22 protein-coding genes and 1 pseudogene are annotated in these 21,218 nt (G+C 34.4%); 10 read left to right on the top strand and 13 right to left on the bottom strand.

Annotated features, from left to right (window positions below; all coding sequences use genetic code 11):
- Positions 1-94: 94 nt before the first annotated feature.
- Positions 95-1,483 carry a class II fumarate hydratase gene (fumC, locus tag G9F74_RS19175; protein WP_016108136.1) on the bottom strand — a complete coding sequence of 463 codons (1,389 nt, stop codon included), beginning with the start codon at positions 1,481-1,483 and terminating at the stop codon, positions 95-97.
- 191 nt (positions 1,484-1,674) lie between these two features.
- On the opposite strand from fumC, the gene G9F74_RS19170 reads away from it, so the two are divergent.
- Complete coding sequence (locus tag G9F74_RS19170; protein ID WP_000759568.1) at positions 1,675-2,385, top strand: SDR family NAD(P)-dependent oxidoreductase; 711 nt, start codon at positions 1,675-1,677, stop codon at positions 2,383-2,385.
- Between the two features lie 16 nt (positions 2,386-2,401).
- Positions 2,402-2,782 (top strand): MerR family transcriptional regulator, encoded by a 381-nt coding sequence (locus tag G9F74_RS19165; RefSeq protein ID WP_000291852.1) that lies wholly within the window; start codon positions 2,402-2,404, stop codon positions 2,780-2,782.
- Positions 2,783-2,821: 39 nt separating this feature from the next.
- Here the strand turns inward: G9F74_RS19165 and nhaC are convergent, their stop codons facing one another.
- Positions 2,822-4,225, bottom strand: a complete 1,404-nt coding sequence (nhaC, locus tag G9F74_RS19160) for a Na+/H+ antiporter NhaC (protein WP_000843971.1) — start codon at positions 4,223-4,225, stop codon at positions 2,822-2,824.
- Between the two features lie 333 nt (positions 4,226-4,558).
- Complete coding sequence (locus G9F74_RS19155; RefSeq protein ID WP_016108135.1) at positions 4,559-5,218, bottom strand: class I SAM-dependent methyltransferase; 660 nt, start codon at positions 5,216-5,218, stop codon at positions 4,559-4,561.
- A 305-nt stretch (positions 5,219-5,523) separates the two neighbouring features.
- Between G9F74_RS19155 and G9F74_RS19150 the strand changes: the two genes are divergently transcribed.
- Complete coding sequence (locus G9F74_RS19150; RefSeq protein WP_016108134.1) at positions 5,524-6,711, top strand: GTP-binding protein; 1,188 nt, start codon at positions 5,524-5,526, stop codon at positions 6,709-6,711.
- Positions 6,712-6,749: 38 nt separating this feature from the next.
- On the opposite strand, the gene G9F74_RS19145 is transcribed toward G9F74_RS19150, so the two are convergent.
- On the bottom strand, positions 6,750-7,061 hold the full coding sequence (locus G9F74_RS19145; RefSeq protein ID WP_000879380.1) for a DUF3784 domain-containing protein: 312 nt from the start codon (positions 7,059-7,061) through the stop codon (positions 6,750-6,752).
- A 166-nt stretch (positions 7,062-7,227) separates the two neighbouring features.
- Between G9F74_RS19145 and G9F74_RS19140 the strand changes: the two genes are divergently transcribed.
- Positions 7,228-8,193, top strand: coding sequence for a DMT family transporter (locus G9F74_RS19140; protein WP_000371443.1), 966 nt, complete (start codon positions 7,228-7,230; stop codon positions 8,191-8,193).
- Between the two features lie 16 nt (positions 8,194-8,209).
- Positions 8,210-8,884, top strand: coding sequence for a GntR family transcriptional regulator (locus tag G9F74_RS19135; RefSeq protein WP_001145066.1), 675 nt, complete (start codon positions 8,210-8,212; stop codon positions 8,882-8,884).
- A gap of 52 nt (positions 8,885-8,936) precedes the next feature.
- On the opposite strand, the gene fbpA is transcribed toward G9F74_RS19135, so the two are convergent.
- Positions 8,937-9,107, bottom strand: a complete 171-nt coding sequence (gene fbpA, locus G9F74_RS19130) for a Fur-regulated basic protein FbpA (protein WP_000098300.1) — start codon at positions 9,105-9,107, stop codon at positions 8,937-8,939.
- 193 nt (positions 9,108-9,300) lie between these two features.
- Positions 9,301-10,200: a cation diffusion facilitator family transporter gene (locus G9F74_RS19125; protein ID WP_016108133.1), complete on the bottom strand. Its 900-nt coding sequence runs from the start codon at positions 10,198-10,200 to the stop codon at positions 9,301-9,303.
- A gap of 211 nt (positions 10,201-10,411) precedes the next feature.
- Here G9F74_RS19125 and G9F74_RS19120 point away from each other — a divergent pair, with 211 nt between their 5' ends.
- Positions 10,412-11,485 carry a WD40/YVTN/BNR-like repeat-containing protein gene (locus G9F74_RS19120; RefSeq protein WP_000825308.1) on the top strand — a complete coding sequence of 358 codons (1,074 nt, stop codon included), beginning with the start codon at positions 10,412-10,414 and terminating at the stop codon, positions 11,483-11,485.
- Between the two features lie 40 nt (positions 11,486-11,525).
- Here G9F74_RS19120 and G9F74_RS19115 read toward each other — a convergent pair whose 3' ends face one another.
- Together G9F74_RS19115 and G9F74_RS19110 are read right to left on the bottom strand one after the other, a co-directional pair.
- Positions 11,526-12,671 carry a DUF4179 domain-containing protein gene (locus tag G9F74_RS19115; protein ID WP_000653164.1) on the bottom strand — a complete coding sequence of 382 codons (1,146 nt, stop codon included), beginning with the start codon at positions 12,669-12,671 and terminating at the stop codon, positions 11,526-11,528.
- Positions 12,668-13,234, bottom strand: a complete 567-nt coding sequence (locus G9F74_RS19110) for a sigma-70 family RNA polymerase sigma factor (RefSeq protein ID WP_000840025.1) — start codon at positions 13,232-13,234, stop codon at positions 12,668-12,670. The genes G9F74_RS19115 and G9F74_RS19110 overlap by 4 nt, the downstream gene beginning before the upstream one ends.
- Before the next feature lie 271 nt (positions 13,235-13,505).
- Here G9F74_RS19110 and asnB point away from each other — a divergent pair, with 271 nt between their 5' ends.
- On the top strand, positions 13,506-15,329 hold the full coding sequence (asnB, locus tag G9F74_RS19105; protein WP_033668480.1) for an asparagine synthase (glutamine-hydrolyzing): 1,824 nt from the start codon (positions 13,506-13,508) through the stop codon (positions 15,327-15,329).
- Positions 15,330-15,374: 45 nt separating this feature from the next.
- Here asnB and G9F74_RS19100 read toward each other — a convergent pair whose 3' ends face one another.
- Positions 15,375-16,202, bottom strand: a complete 828-nt coding sequence (locus G9F74_RS19100; protein WP_002047737.1) for a PP2C family serine/threonine-protein phosphatase — start codon at positions 16,200-16,202, stop codon at positions 15,375-15,377.
- A gap of 124 nt (positions 16,203-16,326) precedes the next feature.
- Between G9F74_RS19100 and G9F74_RS19095 the strand changes: the two genes are divergently transcribed.
- The 3 genes from G9F74_RS19095 to G9F74_RS19085 are packed head-to-tail and all read left to right on the top strand — an operon-like array spanning position 16,327 to position 17,943.
- The gene (locus tag G9F74_RS19095; RefSeq protein WP_000651923.1) at positions 16,327-16,737 is read left to right on the top strand and encodes a MarR family winged helix-turn-helix transcriptional regulator; all 411 of its coding nucleotides are present in this window, start codon (positions 16,327-16,329) and stop codon (positions 16,735-16,737) included.
- Positions 16,721-17,050, top strand: a complete 330-nt coding sequence (locus tag G9F74_RS19090; RefSeq protein ID WP_000545617.1) for a DUF3147 family protein — start codon at positions 16,721-16,723, stop codon at positions 17,048-17,050. Before G9F74_RS19095 ends, G9F74_RS19090 begins: the two co-directional genes overlap by 17 nt.
- Entirely contained in the window at positions 17,011-17,943 is a 933-nt protein-coding gene (locus G9F74_RS19085) for an alpha/beta fold hydrolase (RefSeq protein WP_016108131.1), read from the top strand. The genes G9F74_RS19090 and G9F74_RS19085 overlap by 40 nt, the downstream gene beginning before the upstream one ends.
- 18 nt (positions 17,944-17,961) lie before the next feature.
- Here G9F74_RS19085 and G9F74_RS19080 read toward each other — a convergent pair whose 3' ends face one another.
- The 4 genes and pseudogenes from G9F74_RS19080 to G9F74_RS19065 form a co-directional block, all read right to left on the bottom strand.
- Positions 17,962-18,333: a hypothetical protein gene (locus G9F74_RS19080; protein WP_000461765.1), complete on the bottom strand. Its 372-nt coding sequence runs from the start codon at positions 18,331-18,333 to the stop codon at positions 17,962-17,964.
- An 89-nt stretch (positions 18,334-18,422) separates the two neighbouring features.
- A pseudogene (locus G9F74_RS19075) lies at positions 18,423-18,999 on the bottom strand (histidine phosphatase family protein).
- Between the two features lie 123 nt (positions 19,000-19,122).
- Complete coding sequence (locus G9F74_RS19070; protein WP_001019993.1) at positions 19,123-20,214, bottom strand: serine hydrolase; 1,092 nt, start codon at positions 20,212-20,214, stop codon at positions 19,123-19,125.
- Between the two features lie 248 nt (positions 20,215-20,462).
- Complete coding sequence (locus G9F74_RS19065) at positions 20,463-21,098, bottom strand: cupin domain-containing protein (protein ID WP_000107763.1); 636 nt, start codon at positions 21,096-21,098, stop codon at positions 20,463-20,465.
- Positions 21,099-21,218: the final 120 nt, after the last annotated feature.

Here is a 21,218-nt window from a genome sequence, read left to right as displayed (position 1 = left end):
CCCCTCCAAGTAATAGTGTAACATCCATGTGTATACATGGTCTTTTTCACACTGTCTACCTAAAGGGGATAATATCAAATCTGGGCTTCTTCTATTATTCTTTTGGAGCGATCATTTTTTTCGGATCTACAATTTCGTCAAATTGCTCTTCTGTTAATAATCCCGATTGCAATGCTGCCTCTTTTAAAGTTAAACCATCTTTATGAGCATGTTTTGCAATTTTCGCTGCATTTTCATACCCCATATGAGGGTTTAATGCTGTAACAAGCATTAATGAACGATTCACGTTTTCGTTAATTACTTCTTCATCCGCTTCAATACCAACTGCACAATTATCATTAAACGAAACAATTGCATCTGCTAATAAGTGCGCTGATTGTAAGAAGTTATAAGCAATAACTGGTTTAAATACGTTTAACTCAAAATTCCCTTGGCTCGCAGCAAATCCGATTGTTGTATCATTTCCCATCACTTGCGCCACAACCATTGTTAACGCCTCACTTTGTGTAGGGTTTACTTTACCTGGCATGATCGAGCTTCCTGGCTCATTTGCTGGAATAATAATTTCTCCAAGACCACTACGTGGACCACTTGCAAGCCAACGTACATCGTTAGCAATCTTCATTAAATCAGCCGCTAATGCCTTTAATGCACCATGAGTATATACAACTTCATCATGGCTCGTTAATGCATGGAACTTATTTGGTGCAGAAATAAAGTTCTTACCTGTAAATTGGCTAATTTCCTCAGATACCATATCACCAAATTTAGGATGAGCATTAATACCCGTTCCAACTGCAGTACCACCAATTGCTAACTCTTTCATATATGTATTGCTCTCAGCAATCATACGCTCAGTTTTTTCAAGCATACGGTGCCATCCACTAATTTCTTGTCCCAAAGTTAACGGTGTTGCATCTTGTAAATGTGTACGACCGATTTTTATAATATGTTCAAATGCAGTTGCTTTTTCTGCTAAAGTTTCTTTTAACTTCGTAATTGCTGGTAATACATGATTTTCTACCGCAATTACACATGCTACATGAAGCGCTGTTGGAAATGTATCGTTTGAACTTTGAGACATGTTCACATCATCATTCGGATGAATATGTACGTCAGATCCCTTTTCTTTCAAAATTTGATTCCCGCGGTTTGCAATTACTTCATTCACATTCATGTTAGATTGTGTACCACTACCCGTTTGCCATACGACAAGTGGAAAATGCTCATTCCATTTCCCTTCAATCACTTCATCAGCAGCTTCCACAATTGCTTTTGCTTTCTCTTCTGATAACTTCCCTAGTTTTTGATTGCTAAGGGCCGCACTTTTCTTTAAAATCGCAAATGCTTTTACAATTTCAAGCGGCATTTGCTCTGTTCCAATTGGGAAGTTCTCTTTACTTCTTTGTGTTTGCGCTGCCCATAATTTATCAGCCGGAACTTTTATTTCTCCTAATGTGTCTCTTTCAATTCTGTACTCCATTTTTTCATCCCCTTGAAAATTTAATACCTACATTTCTTATATTAACAGACTTCCCTTCAAATGATAAGAATTCTCACTCGTATATATAAATATTTGATATTTATTTTTTAAAATTCCTCTTGACCTAAACTTAAGTTTAGGCTGTATCCTTTCCATTGTGACCTACTAAAAAGATACTGGAGGAATTCAATATGAAAAAATACGCTTTTGTAACAGGTGCAAATAAAGGAATTGGATATGAACTCGTTCGCCAATTAGCAGAGAAAGGCTATCACGTATTTTTAGGTGCTCGCAATGAACAACTTGGTCAAGAAGCTGTGAAATCTTTAAATATTTCCAACGTTTCTTATGTTCAAGTAGATATTTCAAATTCACAATCCATTCAAAAAGCAATGAAAAAAATGTATGAAACGACTGATCACTTAGATTTACTAATCAATAACGCAGGTATAGCACTAGACTTCAATACGCTACCTAGCAAATTAAATATTGAAACTTTACGTCAAGGATTTGAAATTAATTTTTTTGGAACTTTCCAAATGATGCAAGCCTTTTTACCATCATTAAAGAAGTCAAACAACAGCAAAATAATAAATGTAACAACTGACATGGCTTCACAAACAATGTTCGCTAATGGTGAAACACATCCAATTAATGCTTTAGGATATAATTCTTCAAAAACAGCTATTAACGCTTTAACATTAGCTTTTAGCAAAGAATTTGGTACTAACGGTCCAGCAGTTTTCGGGGTAACACCTGGTTTTACAACTACCGACCTTAATGGAAATGCACCTGGTGGCCATACAACCAATGAAAGTGCTAAGATTATTATTAAATATGCATTAAGTGCAACAAACTATAATGGTAAAATATTAAATAAAAACGGAATTATACCCTGGTAACAAGAGGATGAATCACATGTATTATACAATTGGTCAAGTCGCCAAAATGCACCACTTAACTATTTCTCAAATACATTATTACGATCGACAAGGACTGTTCCCTTTTCTTCAAAGAAATGAAAAAGGAGATCGAGTTTTTAACGAAGAAGCACTCAAATATTTAGAGATGATTTTATGTTTAAAAGAAACTGGTATGCCTATTCAAAAAATAAAACAATTTATTGACTGGTCCATGGATGGAGAATCTACTATCCTTCAACGATTAGAATTAATGAAACAACAAAAGATAAATGTTTTACAGCACATTCAAGATACTGAAAAGAACTTAAAAAAGATACAACAAAAAATCACTAAATATGAGCATGAAATAACCTCAATAGCTCAAAATACAAAATAAAAAATCACCTTCTACAATGTGTAGAAGGTGATTTTTTATTTATGATGCTTGCTTTCCTTTATCCGCATCATCTACATACCAAATGAACTTGCCTGTATATCCGTAAATAACTGCTAAAATTAACGATACAAAACTTAACCACATAAATGGAATATATGATAACGTTGCTACACCTAAAATACCAGCCATAAAAATACCATTATCCGACCATGGAACCATACCTGAAGTTAACGTTCCACCTACTTCTGAGTTACGTGCTAATACACGACGGTCTATTTTTAGTTTATCATAGCTATCTTCCATAATTTTCGGCGTTAAAATAAGTGATACGTACATCGCACAACCAAATACGTTCGCTAAAAATGCAACGATTAATGTAGACAACGTTACATTACCTGCAGAATTTAATTTCTTCTCAAATTTCGATACGATTACTTTAAGAACACCTAGCTTTTCAAGTAATCCACCAAAACCTAAGCCAAATATAATAACGGCTACTGAGCCAAGCATACCGTTAATTCCACCACGGTTTAATAACTTATCGACAAACTCAACACCAGATTGAATTGAGAATCCATTATAAGCTGTTCCAATTGCCTCTCCAAAGTTCATCCCTTGGAAAAGAGTTGCCCAAATTGCACCGATTAAAGCTCCCATTGCAATTGTTGGCATCGACGGTTTCTTCATTGCTAATAGAACGATAACAATGACCGCTGGAACAAGCATCCATATTTTAATATCAAATTGCTTTAATAAAGCTTCTTTTAAAAACTCTACTCGGTTCAAATCTACATTATCCCCGCCGTACATCCAGCCAGCTACAGTAAACATAATACTAGTAATAATATACGCCGGAACGTCTAATACAAGCATAGCTCGAACGTGAGCAATAACATCTACTTTTGCCATAGAAGCTGCAAGAACTGTACTATCAGAAAGTGGTGATAATTTATCTCCGAAATAAGCTCCTGAAAGAACTGCACCAGCAACAAGCGGAAGTGGTAATCCAAGCCCTTCACCAATCGCCATCATAGCTATACCAGCTGTTCCAACTGTTCCCCATGATGTTCCGGTCGCAATAGAAGTTATAGAACAAATAATTAAAGTTGCCAGTAAGAATATGCTTGGGTGGATAAATTCTAATCCATAATAAATTAATGTTGGTACAACCCCACCAGCAATCCATGTTCCAATTAAAGCCCCTACTGCAACTAAAATAAGAATAGCTTCTAATCCATTAGAAATTCCTTTTGTAATTGCATCTTGCAATTCTTGATAACGAAATCCTAACCTTAATCCAAGCGCAATAACTAAAAACCATGAAATAAACAGCGCTAATTGAATTGGGAGATCAAAAATCGTTTGGAAGGAAAAGACGACAGCAAGAAATAGCATTAAAAGAACGATAATTTCTGGTATCGATGGTAATCTTACACTTTTCATTTTTTTCTCTCCTTACAAGTCGATAACATGATGTATGTCGTCTTACATGTATGTAGTATACAATTAGCGAAGACAAAACAAAATTTTCATATTATTTCGATTTATTTTTCCAGTATAATATATTGGACACCTTTTCTATTGTAAAAGTAGATGTTACTTTTCGCAATGGAAAATATAAAAAATGTTACATTTTTATTTAGATAGAATAATCTAAGAATAACTTTTTTAATATTTGCCACAATAAGATTTTTTACTATTATCTTCACCTTTTAAGGACTACCATTTTTCTCCCCAAAAAAAGCACACATCATTAAAATGATGCATGCTCCACTTTTATTTATACAAATTTTGTATTTCTTCTTTATTTTTAAGTATCTCCGAAAACTTATCACTACACCCTTTTGGAAATAATACTCCGAGTCCGTATGAATGTCCAAACTGAAAATGAGGGTGCTTCGCCTTGATCTCATCCCAAAACTTATACACGCCAAAATCACCACTTCTCACTTCAATATCATGAAATAATACAATACCGTTTTTGGCGACTTTAGGTAACCACATTTTATAATCATGAGAAACAGCTTCATACGTATGATAGCCATCAATATGCAAAAGATTTATCGTTTCATCTTGAAACTGATCTATAGCATCATCAAAAGTAGACCGAATTAATTTTCCTATATTAAGGTAGTTAGCGCTCACAACTTTTTCTACTATTTGAAAAACCCCTTCTCCATATGGACCTGTATGCCCATCTCCAGCCCAAGTATCTACAGCAAAACATTTTGTAGTTAACCCACCATCTTTTACTCCCTGACAAAAACTGAAGAAGGAAGCACCTAGATGTGTGCCTAACTCAACTAAAGTTGCTGGTTTTTCAAATCGTACTAAGTCATATGCGAAATTTAAATGCCCACTCCACGCAGATTGTGACCGAATAATAGGACTAAATTTTTCAAAGTCAAACGATGGTTTATGAGTAACCCAGTTCATTGCATATCTCCTTATACACATATTTTTAACAAACCAAATTACTCTTATCTTTATTTTTTTTTTATTGCGATTATGATTATATTTCATAAAAATATGCAGAATTTATTCTTTTGAAATTCAATTAAAGATTCATTGTCTCGCCTTCACTTTAAGCCGGATGATTGTCAAAATGATTCCTAATACAGCACAATTTTTATGGTATATTCCAACCTTAAATCGTAATCATTATGATTTATTATTGATTTTTCCTTTCCCATCATTTATTATAAAACGTAATGATTACGATTTGAAGGAGAGATTATTTCATGAAAAAAGTGCCTATCACTGTATTAAGTGGTTTTTTAGGATCTGGAAAAACTACCTTACTACATCACATTTTGACTAATAAGAACAACTTAAAAGTAGCTGTTATCGTTAATGATATGAGCGAAGTAAACATTGATGCGTCCCTTATAAAAAAAGGTGGTTTTTCACGCACAGAGGAAAAACTAGTAGAAATTCAAAATGGTTGTATTTGTTGTACACTACGAGAAGATTTAATGATAGAAGTGAATCGTCTTGTTGAAAATGGTGATATTGACTATATAGTTATTGAATCTTCTGGTATAAGTGAGCCTATTCCAGTTGCCCAAACCTTTACTTATACAGATGAAGTTCTTAACATTGATTTAACGAAAAATTGTCACCTCGATACGATGGTTACAGTTGTAGATGCACATAGATTTTGGGATGATTTTGCAGATGGAGAAAGTTTGCTAGACCGAAAACAGGCAATCGATGAAACTGATACTCGGGAAGTTATTGATTTATTAATAGATCAAATTGAGTTTGCAAATATAATTATTCTTAATAAGATAGACCTACTAGAAAAAGAAGATGTGATAGAACTCCATCATTTACTAAAGAAATTAAATCCTAGCGCCAAGGTTATTGAATCTTCATTTAGCAAAGTACCATTGCAAGAAGTTTTAAACACAAATTCATTTAATTATGAAGAGGCCAGTCAATCGGCTGGCTGGATGCAAGAATTAAATAGTGACCATCATACACCTGAAACGGAAGAATACGGTATTCATTCCTTTGTGTACCGTCGTAAATATCCTTTTCATCCTGAACGCCTTATGAATTGGCTAGAAAAATGGCCATTAGATGTTGTAAGAGCGAAAGGATTTTTCTGGCTCGCCTCTCGTAATACTATGATAGGGCTTCTATCACAAGCTGGTTCCTCTATTACAATTCAAGGTGCTGGTGAATGGATAGCGGCATTACCTGAGGCTGAAAAAAATCAAATCATTACAGAAGAACCAGAAGTATTGAAAAACTGGGATGAACAATATGGAGATCGAATAACTGAACTCGTATTTATCGGAATTGACATGGATCGTTCTTTAATTGAACAATCATTAGATAGTTGTCTATTAACAGAAAAAGAAATGAAACAAGATTGGAATAGCTTTGTTGATCCTATTCCAGCTTTTACTTATACTTCATAACAAAGTGAAAAAAGGCTTCCGTAGCATGGAGCCTTTTTTCACTTTGTAGTACTCTTATTTAACATATTTGCTTTCATAAGAAACACCATTGTACCGAAAACAATTAAGGTAGCATATACGACACCAACTACATCACCTATTTTTTCTAAGCCAAACGGTAATAGTATAGTAGCAACTCCGACTATATAGGAAAATACTCCTGAAAGCTTCGCTAATTTATTTTTATCTCCAACAAACGTTTCTTCTTGATATCCTGCCAACAAAAACAATCTCTTTTTCACATGTATTTGATACCCTAAAAAAATGATAAGTAATCCAACAAATAAACAAACCAAAAATCCTGCTAGCATTTCAATACCACCCTCTCTACAATATTTTACCACGTACAAAAAAAATTCGTCTCCATTATTAATAACTTTTCATTTAATTAGAAGTTTCAGTTTATTGATGCTCTTTTTTGTGATATATTGCATATTGTATCCAATATATATTTTTGGAAGGAGGATTATATGTCTTATGGATCCAAATCGATTAAAAGGAATTATAATGGTCATAATCGGTGCTTGTTTATGGGGCTTGTCCGGAACAGCTGCGCAACAACTTTTTCAATATGAAAATGTTTCAACCGAATGGTTAGTTACGATCCGTTTGCTTATATCTGGGGTTATTCTACTCATTATTTCATCATTCGGAACGAGAAAAAAAGAGATTTTTGCCATCTGGAAGCAAAAATCCGACGCTAGTAAAATGATTTTGTTCGGTCTTTTCGGCATGCTTGCTGTACAGTATACGTACTTCGCCTCTATTAAAGAAGGAAACGCTGCTGTTGCAACTTTGTTACAATATTTAGCCCCTATATTTATCACTGTATACTTACTTTTCAAATGGAACGTTCGTCCATCAAAAATTGATTATATTTCAATTACACTCTCATTAGTAGGGACTTTTCTCTTATTAACAAACGGGTCTATGTATAACTTAGCTGTATCTACACCAGCTATCATTTGGGGCATTTTATCTGGACTATCTCTTGCATTTTATAGTTTGTATTCAAAAAAATTGTTAGAAAAGTGGTCTTCATCTGTTATCGTTGGCTGGGGTATGATTATTGGGGGTATTGGTGTAACGATTTTACACTTTGTTTCCACAAACGAATTCATTTTATTATCCACTATAAAGTATGTAAAACTAAGTACCCTCCCGCTCATTACATTTGTAGTCATTTTCGGGACACTCATAGCATTTTATTTGTACTTAGATAGTATAAGATACCTTACGCCGAAAGAAACAACGTTATTTGGTTGTACAGAGCCGCTCGCAGCTATTATTTCTTCCGTACTTATTTTGCACGTACCGTTTCAATCTTTTCAGTTATTAGGTGCTTTTTGTGTCATTGTAATGGTGCTTATATTAAGCCAAAAGCCGGATGAAGGAAAACCGAAGCTAAAACTTATGAGTAGAAAAAAACAAAACATACAATGAAAGGATTGAATTATTTATGCCTGTCCCTCAAAATTATAAAAAACCTGGAAGAGTTTCCGCAAAGTCACTCGTTTTAACCCAACTACAAGATTGGATTATAGAAGGTGTATTACAACCAGATGAAAAAATTAATGATGGGGAATTGGCGGAAGCACTAGGTGTAAGCAGAACACCAGTTAGAGAAGCTTTACAAATTTTAGAGCTTTCTGGGCTAGTAGAAATGATTCCCGGTCAAAAAACGAAAATTGCTCCTATTAAATTAGAAGACGTATCTATCATTTATGAGACGCTGGCCGGTCTTCACTCAATTATAGGAAAACAAGCACTTCAAAAAGTTACAGATGCTGATATTAAACTACTTTCCGAGATAAATGATACTTTTCAACAATCTATACATGAAAAAGATTCAAAAAAAGCTTTAAAACTAGATATACAATTTCACAATACAATTACTTCTATTGCTAAAAACCGATATATTGAACCTTTTCTAGAAAATATGCAGCTTCACGTTTTACGACTTGAATATTTGTTTTTCCAAAACTTTGTACCTGCAAGTCAATCTATTAAAGAACATCACTCTATCATTCAAGCACTTCAAAAGCAGGACGAAAAACAAATGGAACAAATGATGGCTCAAAACTGGCTCCGTCCCATGAAAGAAATACAAAAAATGATTTCTATGAAAGAATAAGAAAGCTGGTTACACAAAAATGTAACCAGCTCCCTCTTTACTAATCTATATGCTATGCCTGAATATTCGCGTAATCTTCAATATCTTCGTACTCTTTTTCCAATTCCTCTAAAGATAGCTCGTATAATTGTCTGTCGCGAATCTTAAACACCCCTGCTCCAATTAACTCATCAATTAAATGCCTCTTACGATTTTCAACAGCAAAACGGAGTTGACTACTCATCTTTTAAAAAACTCCTTTCTACGATCATTGAAAATGATAATCTTTATCAATTACCACTTTTGATTATAAAAGATGATTCTTAATAAGTAAAGTAATCTTATGAAATATTTACCTTACAAAGTATTTGTGGCCACATTATATATATGTATGCCCTGCGAAAAATGTTATGACACTTTTTCTGATCCTTTTTCTTTCATACTTTGCAAGTTGTCTCGCTATGATAAAACTCACCTTCCATTTCTACTTGGATGGTGACATGTTCTACATGAAACTTCTCCTTTAATACATCCGTAGCCTCTTTTAATACACTTTGCGTTTCATTACCTTTTATAATTAGGTGGCAAGTTAATACTTGAAAATCCGATGTGACAGACCATATGTGCAAATCATGAACTTCTTTTACAATCGCAATCGTTAATAATGTATTTTTCACCTCATCCATATCTATGTGCTGCGGTGCACCTTCCATTAATATATGGACTGTATCACGTGTTACACGCCACCCACTAATAACGACTAAAATAGACACAAGAATACTAGCAATTGCGTCTGCAACATTCCATCCGAAAAATTTAATAAGTAACGCAGCAATAATCGCTCCAACTGACCCTAATAGATCACCTAGTACGTGTAAGAAAGCACTTCTTAAGTTCAAATTACCTTTCACATCTCCGCCTCTCATTAATATCCAAGCTGATAAAATATTAATAAGCAAACCAAGTACAGCAATAATGAGCATCCCATTACTAGCAATCTCAACTGGTTCTTTAAAACGACGAATTGCTTCAATAAAAATGTATATAGAAATGACGATAAGAACGACACCGTTACATAATGCCGCTAACATTTCGACGCGCTTATACCCGTATGTTTTTGCAGTCGTCGCTGCTTTTTCTCCAAGCTTAAACGCAAGTAAACTTAAAGCCAAGGATACTGCATCACTTAACATATGCCCCGCGTCAGATAATAGTGCTAAACTATTTGTTACAAATCCGCCAATAACTTCAGCAACCATAAAGCTTGTTGTTAGTAAGAATGCAAGTAGTAACGCCTTTTTATTTTTAGAATGCCCGTGATCATGTGAATGTCCCATACTTATACTCCTTTAAGTGCCATATCTGTATGTTAGTATGAAACAAACTCCCCATCTTTATCCCGAATTGACCGCCCGTAAACCCCGCTTCCTCTGTATACACACTTCGCTACTTTTTAAACAATCCCTTTTTCTCAAATAAAAACAAGACTACTTCTTTTTTATTTTCATATTGTTTACTATTGAAAGAAATTTTAAGGAGGTTACGAAAATGAAACGTTTATTTCTCTGTATGGAGCGTGAACTTGTTGTAGTGAAAGAACAAGATGGTAACTACGAAACGACTTGTCACTTGCAAAATATGCAACCTACCTGTATTGCCGTTGATCCGTTCCAACAAAATCGTATATATTGCGGAACATTTGGACGAGGTTTATGGTTAAGCGACGATGGCGGAGATTCGTGGAGACCAATTGGGGATTCCTATCGCTACTTTGATTTCCCTAAAGAAGATGGTATTTTACACTCCTCTATCACTTCTATAACGATAAGCCCTAATGAACAAGTTAACGAATATGGAGTCGTTTATGTAGGGACTGAACCGAGCGCTTTATTCCGTTCAGAAAACGGTGGTGAAACGTGGACGGAACTTAAAAATATGAAATCATTATTATCTTCTTATACGTGGGCTTTCCCGCCTAGACCTTTTACCCATCACGTACGCTGGATCACAGTTGATCCAAACAATCCAAATACAATTCACGTTTCAATCGAAGCTGGTGCTGTTATTCAAAGTAACGATAAAGGGCATACATGGATTGATAAAAAATTCGGTGCTCCTATCGACGCCCATCAATTACTCATGCACCCCGAAGCCCCCAATCGCCTTTATGCATCATGTGGTGACGGATTTATGGGCGGACCTGATCGTGCCTATCTTGAAAGTTATAACAGTGGAAACAGCTGGATCTCATGTAGTGAAGGACTTGAGCATCATTATTTATACAGCATGGCTATCGATCCAGCTGATTGCGATACTGTTCTCGTTTCTGCTGCGCCAAGTGCCGATCTCGCTCATCACCGTATTCCTTATGAATCTTATATATATCGAAAAACGAAAGATACTCCTTTTGAGCAAGTACAGCAAGGACTACCGTCTGCAATCGGTACAGTCATTTCGATGTTTGCGACAAATCCAGCAGAACCACATACGTTTTACACTTTAAATAACAATGGCGTCTTTCAATCCAATGATAGCGGCGAATCGTGGGAACAACTAAACATTCCGTGGAAAGATGAGTATAAAACGCAGCATCCGCATGCTTTACTCATAACTAGTTTTTAACGAAAAAGAGACTGCCTAATGTTTTTAGGCAGTCTCTCTTTTATTTCTTTAAATCAATTACAATATCATCTAACACAATACCCTTATTGCCTCCCAGTTTTCGAGACACGAAACTCTCCTTTACTTGTCCTCCAACTATTGTTACCGAACCATAATTTTCAGGAGTGTGAATTCTTAAATTAACGTGAGGCGTTATTATTAGCTTGGTTGCATTCTCATTGAGTTGTTGGAATGTTTTACTCCAATTAAAATTATAAGAATCCTCACCTGAGCCTCCATTTCCTTCCCCAGAATACTGATTACCTAAATCATCCCTCACTTCTAAATCGATATCCACTCCATCCCATACACCCCTTATTTCTTGAGATACTTCTTGATTGTAGTATAAAATAAACGACATTGGTGTTATTTCCATTCTCTCCATATTTACTTTTACACCATCTTTTTCTGTACTACCTCTAATCAATTGCTCTTTATTTTCTATTCCTCTTAGATTAATATTAAAATTCCAATCCCCTTTTATCGTTTCTTCTGTTTCTAAAATGTCTATACTTTTTATACTCCATTCAATGTTCACTGTAGTTTCTTTACTACTAACTAGATCGCTGCTTGTTTTTATTAAACCTGTATATTTTCTATCAGCGACTTTAGTAATTTCATTGCTTCCTGATTGGGCACCTGCTCCTTTAATAGTTAAAAAATCCAATGTACTTGGATTTTTGCCTAAATCTCTGTTACTTTCTATAGAGTAGTTTATTGATACTGTCTTCCCATCGAAAATCGCATCATTTACCGTTATCTTAATTCCATTGCTTTCTTTTATCATATTTAGTACTATAGCGTATTGTTTATAATTATTATGAAGCTCCGCCGTCTTCTCTACGTCAGCTTTATAATTTTCATATAACCCTGTTCTACCATTATCTAAAAATCGGAATATGTCCCCTACTATTGGTAGTCCTCCAGCGTATGTAGGAAATCCGATGCCAAGCATGGCAACCGATACGCCGACTAAAATAGATGCTGCAGCAACACCTTTTTTCCAACTTTTCATCTTTTTCTTCGTACGTATCGACTGTTTTAAGTTACGCTTCACTTTTTCTTTTTCAATTTCAGAAGTCCCAATTTCCTCAAGTTCTTTTTCATCTATATCAATATCATTTAATAGTTCATAAATATCTTTCATATTGCACTACCTCCAAAACTAATATTCGTAGCATTTTGTTGTAGTTTCTTTTTCCCACGGTACACGCGATTATCGATCGCTGCCCGAGTTAACCCTAACTTGTCTCCTATTTCTTCTGTCTTCATACCGAGAAGATATTTCATAATGAATACTTTTTGATCTAACGGTTCCAATTGATTAATAAGATTCAATAATTCTTCCCTATCTTCCATAACGATTAATTCGTCTTCTGCCGATTTTTTGGTACTAATATGAAACTCATCTGAAATGATTTCTACTTTTTTATTCGCTTTTCGGTAATAATCAATTGCTTTAAACTTTGCAATTGCCGCAATCCATTTTTTAAAGTCACTCGGCTCTCCATGAAATTTATTTGCGTTATTCCAAATGGAAAGAAATATATCATTTATGCATTCCTCCATCAATCCATCATTTTGAACTGGAAGAAGAACTTTATGCGTGATCCCCTTTATGAGTGGTAAGTATGTATCAACAACAAATTCTAAGGCATCTTCTTTTTGCCGCTGTAATCTTTTTATAAAATTTTTCTCATTTGATTTCATGTAGCGATTCCCCTTATTTTTTTGTAAAAGCTTTTACACCCTATATAACGTCCTGAAAAATGTTTTCTCTCATCTTTTTTATTATTTTTTTATGTAATGGAATACTTTTCCTCAGCCATTGTCTCATATAACTTTGCATTTGAAGAAAATTTTCTCAAGTCTACAGTTTAATTCATGTAGTACACTATTTATGTAGTCATTCTTTAACTTAGTGTACATTTTATTTTGTTAATCTACTTTTAATTATTTTAAATTAGGAGATGAGATGTGTATGTGTGGAATTACAGGCTGGGTAGATTGGAAGAAGGACCTTTCCAATGAACATGTTGTTTTAGAAAAGATGGCGAATAGCATTGAGCATCGTGGTCCGGATGCTGAAGGATTTTGGTTTTCACCTAGAGCGGCTTTTGCACACCGGCGATTAATTGTAATTGATCCAGAAGGCGGGACACAACCAAAAACATTCCGTGCTGGTGATTATACGTATGCTCTTACTTATAATGGAGAAATTTATAATTTCCGTGAGCTGAGAGAGCAACTTCAAAAATGTGGACATGCATTTGAAACTCATTCAGATACAGAAGTGTTACTACATGCTTATTTAGAATGGAAAGAAGACTGCGTACAACATTTAAATGGAATTTTCGCTTTCGCCTTATGGGATGATCAGAAACAACAATTATTTTTAGCACGCGATCATTTAGGTGTAAAACCACTTTTTTATACAGAAAGAAATGACAGTATTATTTTCGGTTCTGAAATTAAAGCATTATTAGCGCATCCATCTGTCCCTGCTGAAATTGATGCGGATGGAATAAATGAAATATTTGGATTAGGGTTATTTCGAACTCCAGGATGTGGTGTGTTTAAGCATATTCAAGAAGTACGTGCTGGACATTCTATAACATTTACACGTGATAAAAAAGTAGTTACGAAGTATTGGAACTTAGAAAGTAAGATCCATACAGACTCTATAGAAGATACATCTTCTCATATTTTATCTATTTTACAAGATACAGTAAAAAGACAATTAATTGCCGATGTTCCACTCGTTTGTATGTTATCAGGCGGATTAGATTCTAGTGGTATTACTGCACTTGCGGGGAAAGAATTTGCAGAGGAACACAAAACACTTCACACATATTCAATCGACTTTTTAAATAGCGCGAAAGATTTCGAACTGACATTTGCTCGAACTGGTCTAGATGCTCCTTGGGTAAAACGTGTTTCTGAACATGTAGGGACGTCGCATCATGACATTATTGTGAATGCTGAAGAATTAGCAAATCACTTATTCGTTCCCCTTCATGCGAAAGACTTACCAAGTGCAGGCGAAATGGAAACTTCACTATATTTACTATTTTGCGAAATGAAAAAAGATGCAACTGTAGCTTTATCCGGGGAATCTGCCGATGAAGTATTCGGTGGGTATCCTTGGTTTCATCAAGAAGAACTATTATATGTAGATAAGTTTCCATGGTTAACAAACTGGAAAAACACATCTTCTCTATTATTAAACGACGTATCAAAGCAATGTAATCCTGAGCATTATATTCATACACGATTCCATGAAGCTGTTCTTGAAGTACCTACTCTTAAAGGGGAAAGTAAAAAATCCGCGAAACAACGCCAAATGTTTTATTTATTTTTAACGAGATTTCTCCCGTTCTTACTTGATCGTAAAGACCGTATGAGTATGGCTGTAGGATTTGAAGTTCGTGTACCGTTTTGCGATTATAGATTAGTTGAATATTTATGGAACGTTCCTTTCAACATAAAAAGTATTGATAATATTGAAAAAGGCATTTTACGTAGAGCACTAAAACCAGCTTTACCTGACGATATACGAAATAGAAGAAAAAGCGCTTATCCAACTTCACAAGACCCACACTACTTACAAACAATTCGTAATTTAACACTTGATATGTGTAGTAATAAAAACAATCCTATTTTCTCACTCATTAACCATTCCATTCTACTTTCAATTGCTGATCAAAGTAATAAAGAGATTAACACTTTTGAAGCGAGGAGTGCTATGGAGTATATGCTACAAGTAAATGAATGGTTGAAAACGTATCATATTCATATTGCTTAACAAAAAGGAGTTCAAGGACAACAAACCTTGAACTCCTTTTTGTTATTAATTAGCGCATTGTTTATTTTCAGTATCGATAGACCATCCGATAATCGTGGCACAATCTCTACCTTTCCACTGCAGTACATTTGTTAATACCGGCTCAATTTGTAAGCTATTTCCGTCGTGTAATATTTCTACTAAAGATTGATCATCATCAAACCTTCGTTTATCACACTCTAAAATACCGTCCGTTGCCATTACAATGTGATTCGTACCTTTTTCTAATCCCCTCACACCTGAAGTAAAACAAGGTGTATTTGCTGCGAAAATATTTTTCCTGCCAATATATTCGTAATTCTTCCGTTTATTTAATCGTCCTTTTCCATTCTTCGTTTGCTCAGAATGGAATAAGTATGCGAAACAATCACCAACTGATAGCCAATATAAGAACTCGCCTTTTCGCAAACAAATTAAACATGCAAGTTCTTCATCATTTTGATCACATTTTTCAATAAATAACTCATCTGTGAATAACGCTAATAAGTACATATGTGTATGATGAAAAGCTAAATGTATTGGGTATGAAAATAATTCTTTTAGTTTCTCTTTTCTTTCTGAAATTGCTTCTATTATATAATGGATATTTTTCGTTTTATGATGTGTATCAAAAATCATAACAAATTCAAATTGTAATTCAGGATCCCACCAAGCAAGCACCGCATCTCCTCTTTCATATGCATCACTTTCTTGGTTTCCACCGTATACGCCGACTGAAAGAGGACCACATTTTTCAACATGTATTTCATCTACATACATCTGTTCATGACTAATCCATTTAAATGTATTCACAGCTATCATCCTCTCTCTTGCTAAATGTATACCTTTACACATAGATTACCTTATATTTCAATAAAAATAAACTTTTTCAATATTTTTTATCCAAATAAAAGGATTTTATTTCTGCATTAACGAATATATCTTATTATACGATATAAAAATAGGGGGATTTATTATTATGAAAGACATCAATCAACATTGGGAGAGCATTTATTATCACTTACGATGTGAATATGAGGACAACCTTTCCCACCAGGCAATTCGTATTTTACAAATCGTTTCCCGTGAGAAAAATATAACAATTGGAAAAGTTGCTTCTGAGCTTAGTCTCTCTCATAACACAGCATCTGAACACGTAAAGCGCCTTATTCAAAAGGATTTCCTCCTTAAAGAGAGAAATAAACAAGATGAAAGGGTCGTAAATCTTACATTAACAACCGAAGGAATGGAAGTATTAGAAAAGCATACTTTACTAGATAAAGAAAAGATAAAAATATTAGAATCACAGTTATCAAAAGAAGAACAACAATTAATTGAAAAAGCCTTTTCTTTATTAGCGAAGGAGGCAAAATATGCATTTCCTCGTTAAAGTTATCGTTTCGGCACTTATTATCGGTATCATTACTGAAGTCGCTAAACATTATAGTACGATAGGCGGCTTTATCGCTGCCCTTCCTCTTGTAAGTTTACTTAGTCTATTTTGGATTTCTTTCGAAGGTGGTAACAAACAAGAATTGAGTCAATTTGCTTTAGGTGTATTATATGGATTTCCTGCATCAGCACTACTACTATTTATCGTCTATATTAGTTTAAAAAATTCATTTGCACTTAGTACATCTGTCCTACTCGGTATAGGTGCTTGGTGTATCGTTTTTGCTTGCCAAAAATTATTTCAAACTTAGGAGGAATTATTATTCATAAATTTGTAGAGATATTGGGACAAAATATAGAAGTATATATAAAAGGAAGTAGTAAACAAACTATAGTCATTCAAACTGGAATGACTTGCTCCTTTTATGATTGGCTTCCCATTATGAAAAAGCTTTCCGAGCACTTTACAGTCGTTTCATACCATCGCCCAGGTTACGGAAAAAGTGAGTTGGGAATGTATCCGCGTACTACGATACAAGTAGCAAAAGAACTACATATGTTACTAGACAAACTATATATTCATGAGCCAATCATTCTAATCGGTCATTCCTATGGAGGATTATGTGCACAACATTTTACGATGTTACATGAAGATAGGCTACAAGCACTTCTTTTAGTTGATTCTACTTCCATGAACTTACACCTATTAGACGAACTTCATTTACCGATTTCTGATCAAACTGATTCTGATGATATGTGGCTTCAAAAATATAATACGTACTCCAAAATGGATGTCGACACACTTTATAATGAACAAAAACCTATGCTCGTCAACAAACCAAAACATTATATAGAATTCTCCACATCACCCTCATTATATAAAGCGACGGTTTCTGAACTATCCAAGTGGAAAAACTGTGCTCGTTCAATAAAAGAGCTAGATATAATATTAGAAATACCATTAATCGTTATCGGTAGAGATCCTCATTATTCTATTACTCAAATGATTGAGGGCGGCATGCCAAAAGAGGAAGCAACACAACTTGAATCGACGTGGCAAAAACTAATTCGTGAACAATTTCACCTCTCTATAAACAGTCAATATATTCTAGCTGAACATGCTAGTCACGGAATAGAAAATGATCGACCAGATATTATCATTGAAGCTATTCACTCATTACACACAAAAAAAGGAAGCAACTAAAGCTGCTTCCTTACTTATCTATTCATAATCTTCTTCATCATCAATTTCTTCGTAATACGAATACCCATTGCTTACATATATAGGACCATTCGCAACATCAATACGTAGTACCCATGCCCATGGCACAGCTAAACGTTTATGTAATGCTCGCCAAAAGTTCATCGATTTTCTTTCATACTCCTGGAACTCCTGAAGTAACTCTTTATAGGAGGAACCGTCTAACTGAATATTTGCTTCTAACAAACGAGAATGGGCACAGTACTGTAACTCTAGCTCAGCAGCAATTTCCATTTCTTCTTCCGTTGCCATACCAATAATTGTTCCATCTGCTGGTGCAATTTCATATACGTTGTGAACTTCAATAAGCCCTTCTTTCTCTTTCTCAAACATGTAAACAGCCTCCTTTAACATATATTTTTTATGTTACAAAGTCATACTTCTACAATAACTTCTCTCTTTCCTCTTTTTTTGATAAACTTTTACAAAATATTTATCCGATGACCTGCTTCCTCTATTCTTTCAGCAGAAATGAAACGATTATTATCAAAAGTTAATTTGTACACGTCAGGCATTTGAATTGTTTTCCAAAACTGAAAATCATATTTCGAATCAAAATAATTCATAAGTAACACCATAATATTCCTATGAGTACCTATTACAATATTCTTCCCTTTATATTTTTCCAATATATTTTGCATGCATAATATAGCACGCTCTTGTGCTACATCATTTGATTCTCCGCCTTCATATGCAAAAGTCCAATCTTCCCACACATTCTCAATGGCATCATTAAAATCTTCTAGTGGCTCTGAACTTAATAACCTTTCCCGTAAATCTTCTTCTATTTGTATCGATACATTATATGTATTCGCAATTCCTTGTACAGTTTGAATTGCTCTTTTGTACGGGCTAGAGATCACAACATCAATATGTCCATCTTTTAAATAAGCGTGTTACATTTTCTGCATCACAGTGTCCCTTTTCAGATAAAGGCCGTTCACGTTCTTCTTTTGTATATGTTGAGTGGGCATGGCGAACGAAATATATTGTCGTCATTTTTCAACTTCCTTTCTTATTTTCAATCTATATTCAATGGCATAATTAGAAAATCCTGTATCATTTATAGAAAAGAGTGCTTTTTAAAAAGCACTCTTTTGTTTACATAATAAAATTATTTCATTATAATTTATTTCTAAATTCCTTACTTGTTATAAAATCTTGAATAAAATAATCTATGTTATTTCTAAGTTTTTGATATGCAACTTGATCATCTATATCGTTAAACATAATTACAACTTCCACCTTATTGCCGTTTTTATCCGTAGTATACAAACTTTTTGTCAATACGAATGCGGTAGAACCACCCTTTTGTCCAGCATATTCAAACTTACTATTTTTAACTGTTCCGTTAAAAACATTCTCAATTTCATCTTGCATTGATTTTGGAAAATAATTTCTACTATTTATTTTCCCCATTATACTCATATAATCTTTAGCGTTTGCACCCACTAATCGATCTGACCAAATTCGCTGAAATTCCATATCTACCTTTAATGGGATATCCCGTTTTTTCCATTCTTCTTCATCTTTCATCCATTCATGTATTTGTAACACATGTTTATTATACTCATCCTTTGACATGTTACGTATCGTTTCTAAAGATTGATTTTCTGGCTCATGAAGCTCTTTTTCTACATACCCTCTCATATATAGTGAAGCAGTATACGAAGAGAACTTGTCATGACTAGTAAGCTCTAACTCTTTTATACTTTCATTTACTCTTTCTATTCCAAGCTTTTCTAACAAATATGTTGTATTTGCATTCGAACTATAATGAATCATCCCTTTAGCGACTTCTTCCAAAGCGATTTGTCCATTTTTCACTAACTCTCTCGCTTTAGCATCTTCTAACCAGTTAGGATGCGCTCCACCATCAGTGTTTTTAACGTAATATTTTTCTAGCTCCTGCAATGAAATTTGTTCATCTCGACTTATTTTCCCTTCTGATACTTGCTTAGCAAATTCAACTGCTATTACGATTTTCGCCGTACTCGCCAATGGTAATTTTTTATTTGCATTTATAGAAGTTAATACTTCTCCATTTCTTTTAATAAATAATGAACATGTTTCATCGTCTTTATGTTCTTTTATGTACTTTAATACGTAATCAGGATCTTCTTTTGACAAATAGTACTTCATAATGACAAAGAAAGCTATAACAGCTACTAGAATCACTCCTGCAACAATTCCTATAATCTTAAATATGTTCACAATATACCCCCTCTAATAAAGTGAAACTATAATCAGTGGGGTTCTTCATCCCCCACTGATTATTAGTTAAACCAATCGGCGTTTACGGGCAGCCCGACTCTCACCTAACATCTTCGCTCCAGCCGACTTTTAAGGTGGGAGTTTTACTGCCCGTTAATGCCAGATACATTCCCTTCTATATAATTATTATAACGAATTTAATTACAAAATTATACAAAACAGAATAACTCTTCCTAAAAAAGAAAGAGTTACTCTATTTCACATGAAGTTATTTGTCCATTTAACGTAACGACTATATTTGAGTCGTCACTTTCTTTAACTTCTTTTAGCCGTTTGGAGTTAGGTGGACCAATTACAACCGACTCCTTAATTGGCGAAAGGTCCTTCTCTAATTTCTCTGCACTTACACCGTATGCAGCTTGAAATACTTCTGGTGGTGTTAATCTAAGTATGTCTGATCCTTCTGCTGTTTCAAACTGATCGTTATTGAAGAACAAATGTAATTGTACTTCTTCTGTTATGGCTGTGATCCAATGCCACCATCCCATTGGAATAAAGACTGTTTGCCCCGCTTTTACATGATAATTTTGCAATTGATTCGTTTCAGGATTTAAAATGGATGTAACTGCTTCTCCTGATACAACAACATCTAATTCCCATGCATTCGGATGCCAATGCGGTTCTCGCATATGTCCCTTCGTCATAAATAAATCAACAAATGCTCCTCCAATCATTGCTGGTAACTGCGTTGAAGTAACTTCATATGCAACGTTTTTCTCATCCCTTTTAAAAAAGACATTTTTTCTTGAATCAAAGAAAAGGTTTGGAGTTCCTGAGCTTTTCTTTAAATTTTTATTATCTGGAACATAACCTGACGTACTCATATCATCCCTCTTTTCCGCTCCTAACATTTTGTACTTAACGATGTATCGTATGGAAAAAATAGATGATATGTGCCTATTCAGCACATAATAAAAAAACATGCTTTCATTAGGAAAACATGT

Source organism: Bacillus sp. EKM202B, assembly GCF_011066025.1.
Classification (GTDB): domain Bacteria; phylum Bacillota; class Bacilli; order Bacillales; family Bacillaceae_G; genus Bacillus_A; species Bacillus_A toyonensis.
This window is presented reverse-complemented; position numbering and strand designations above follow the sequence as displayed.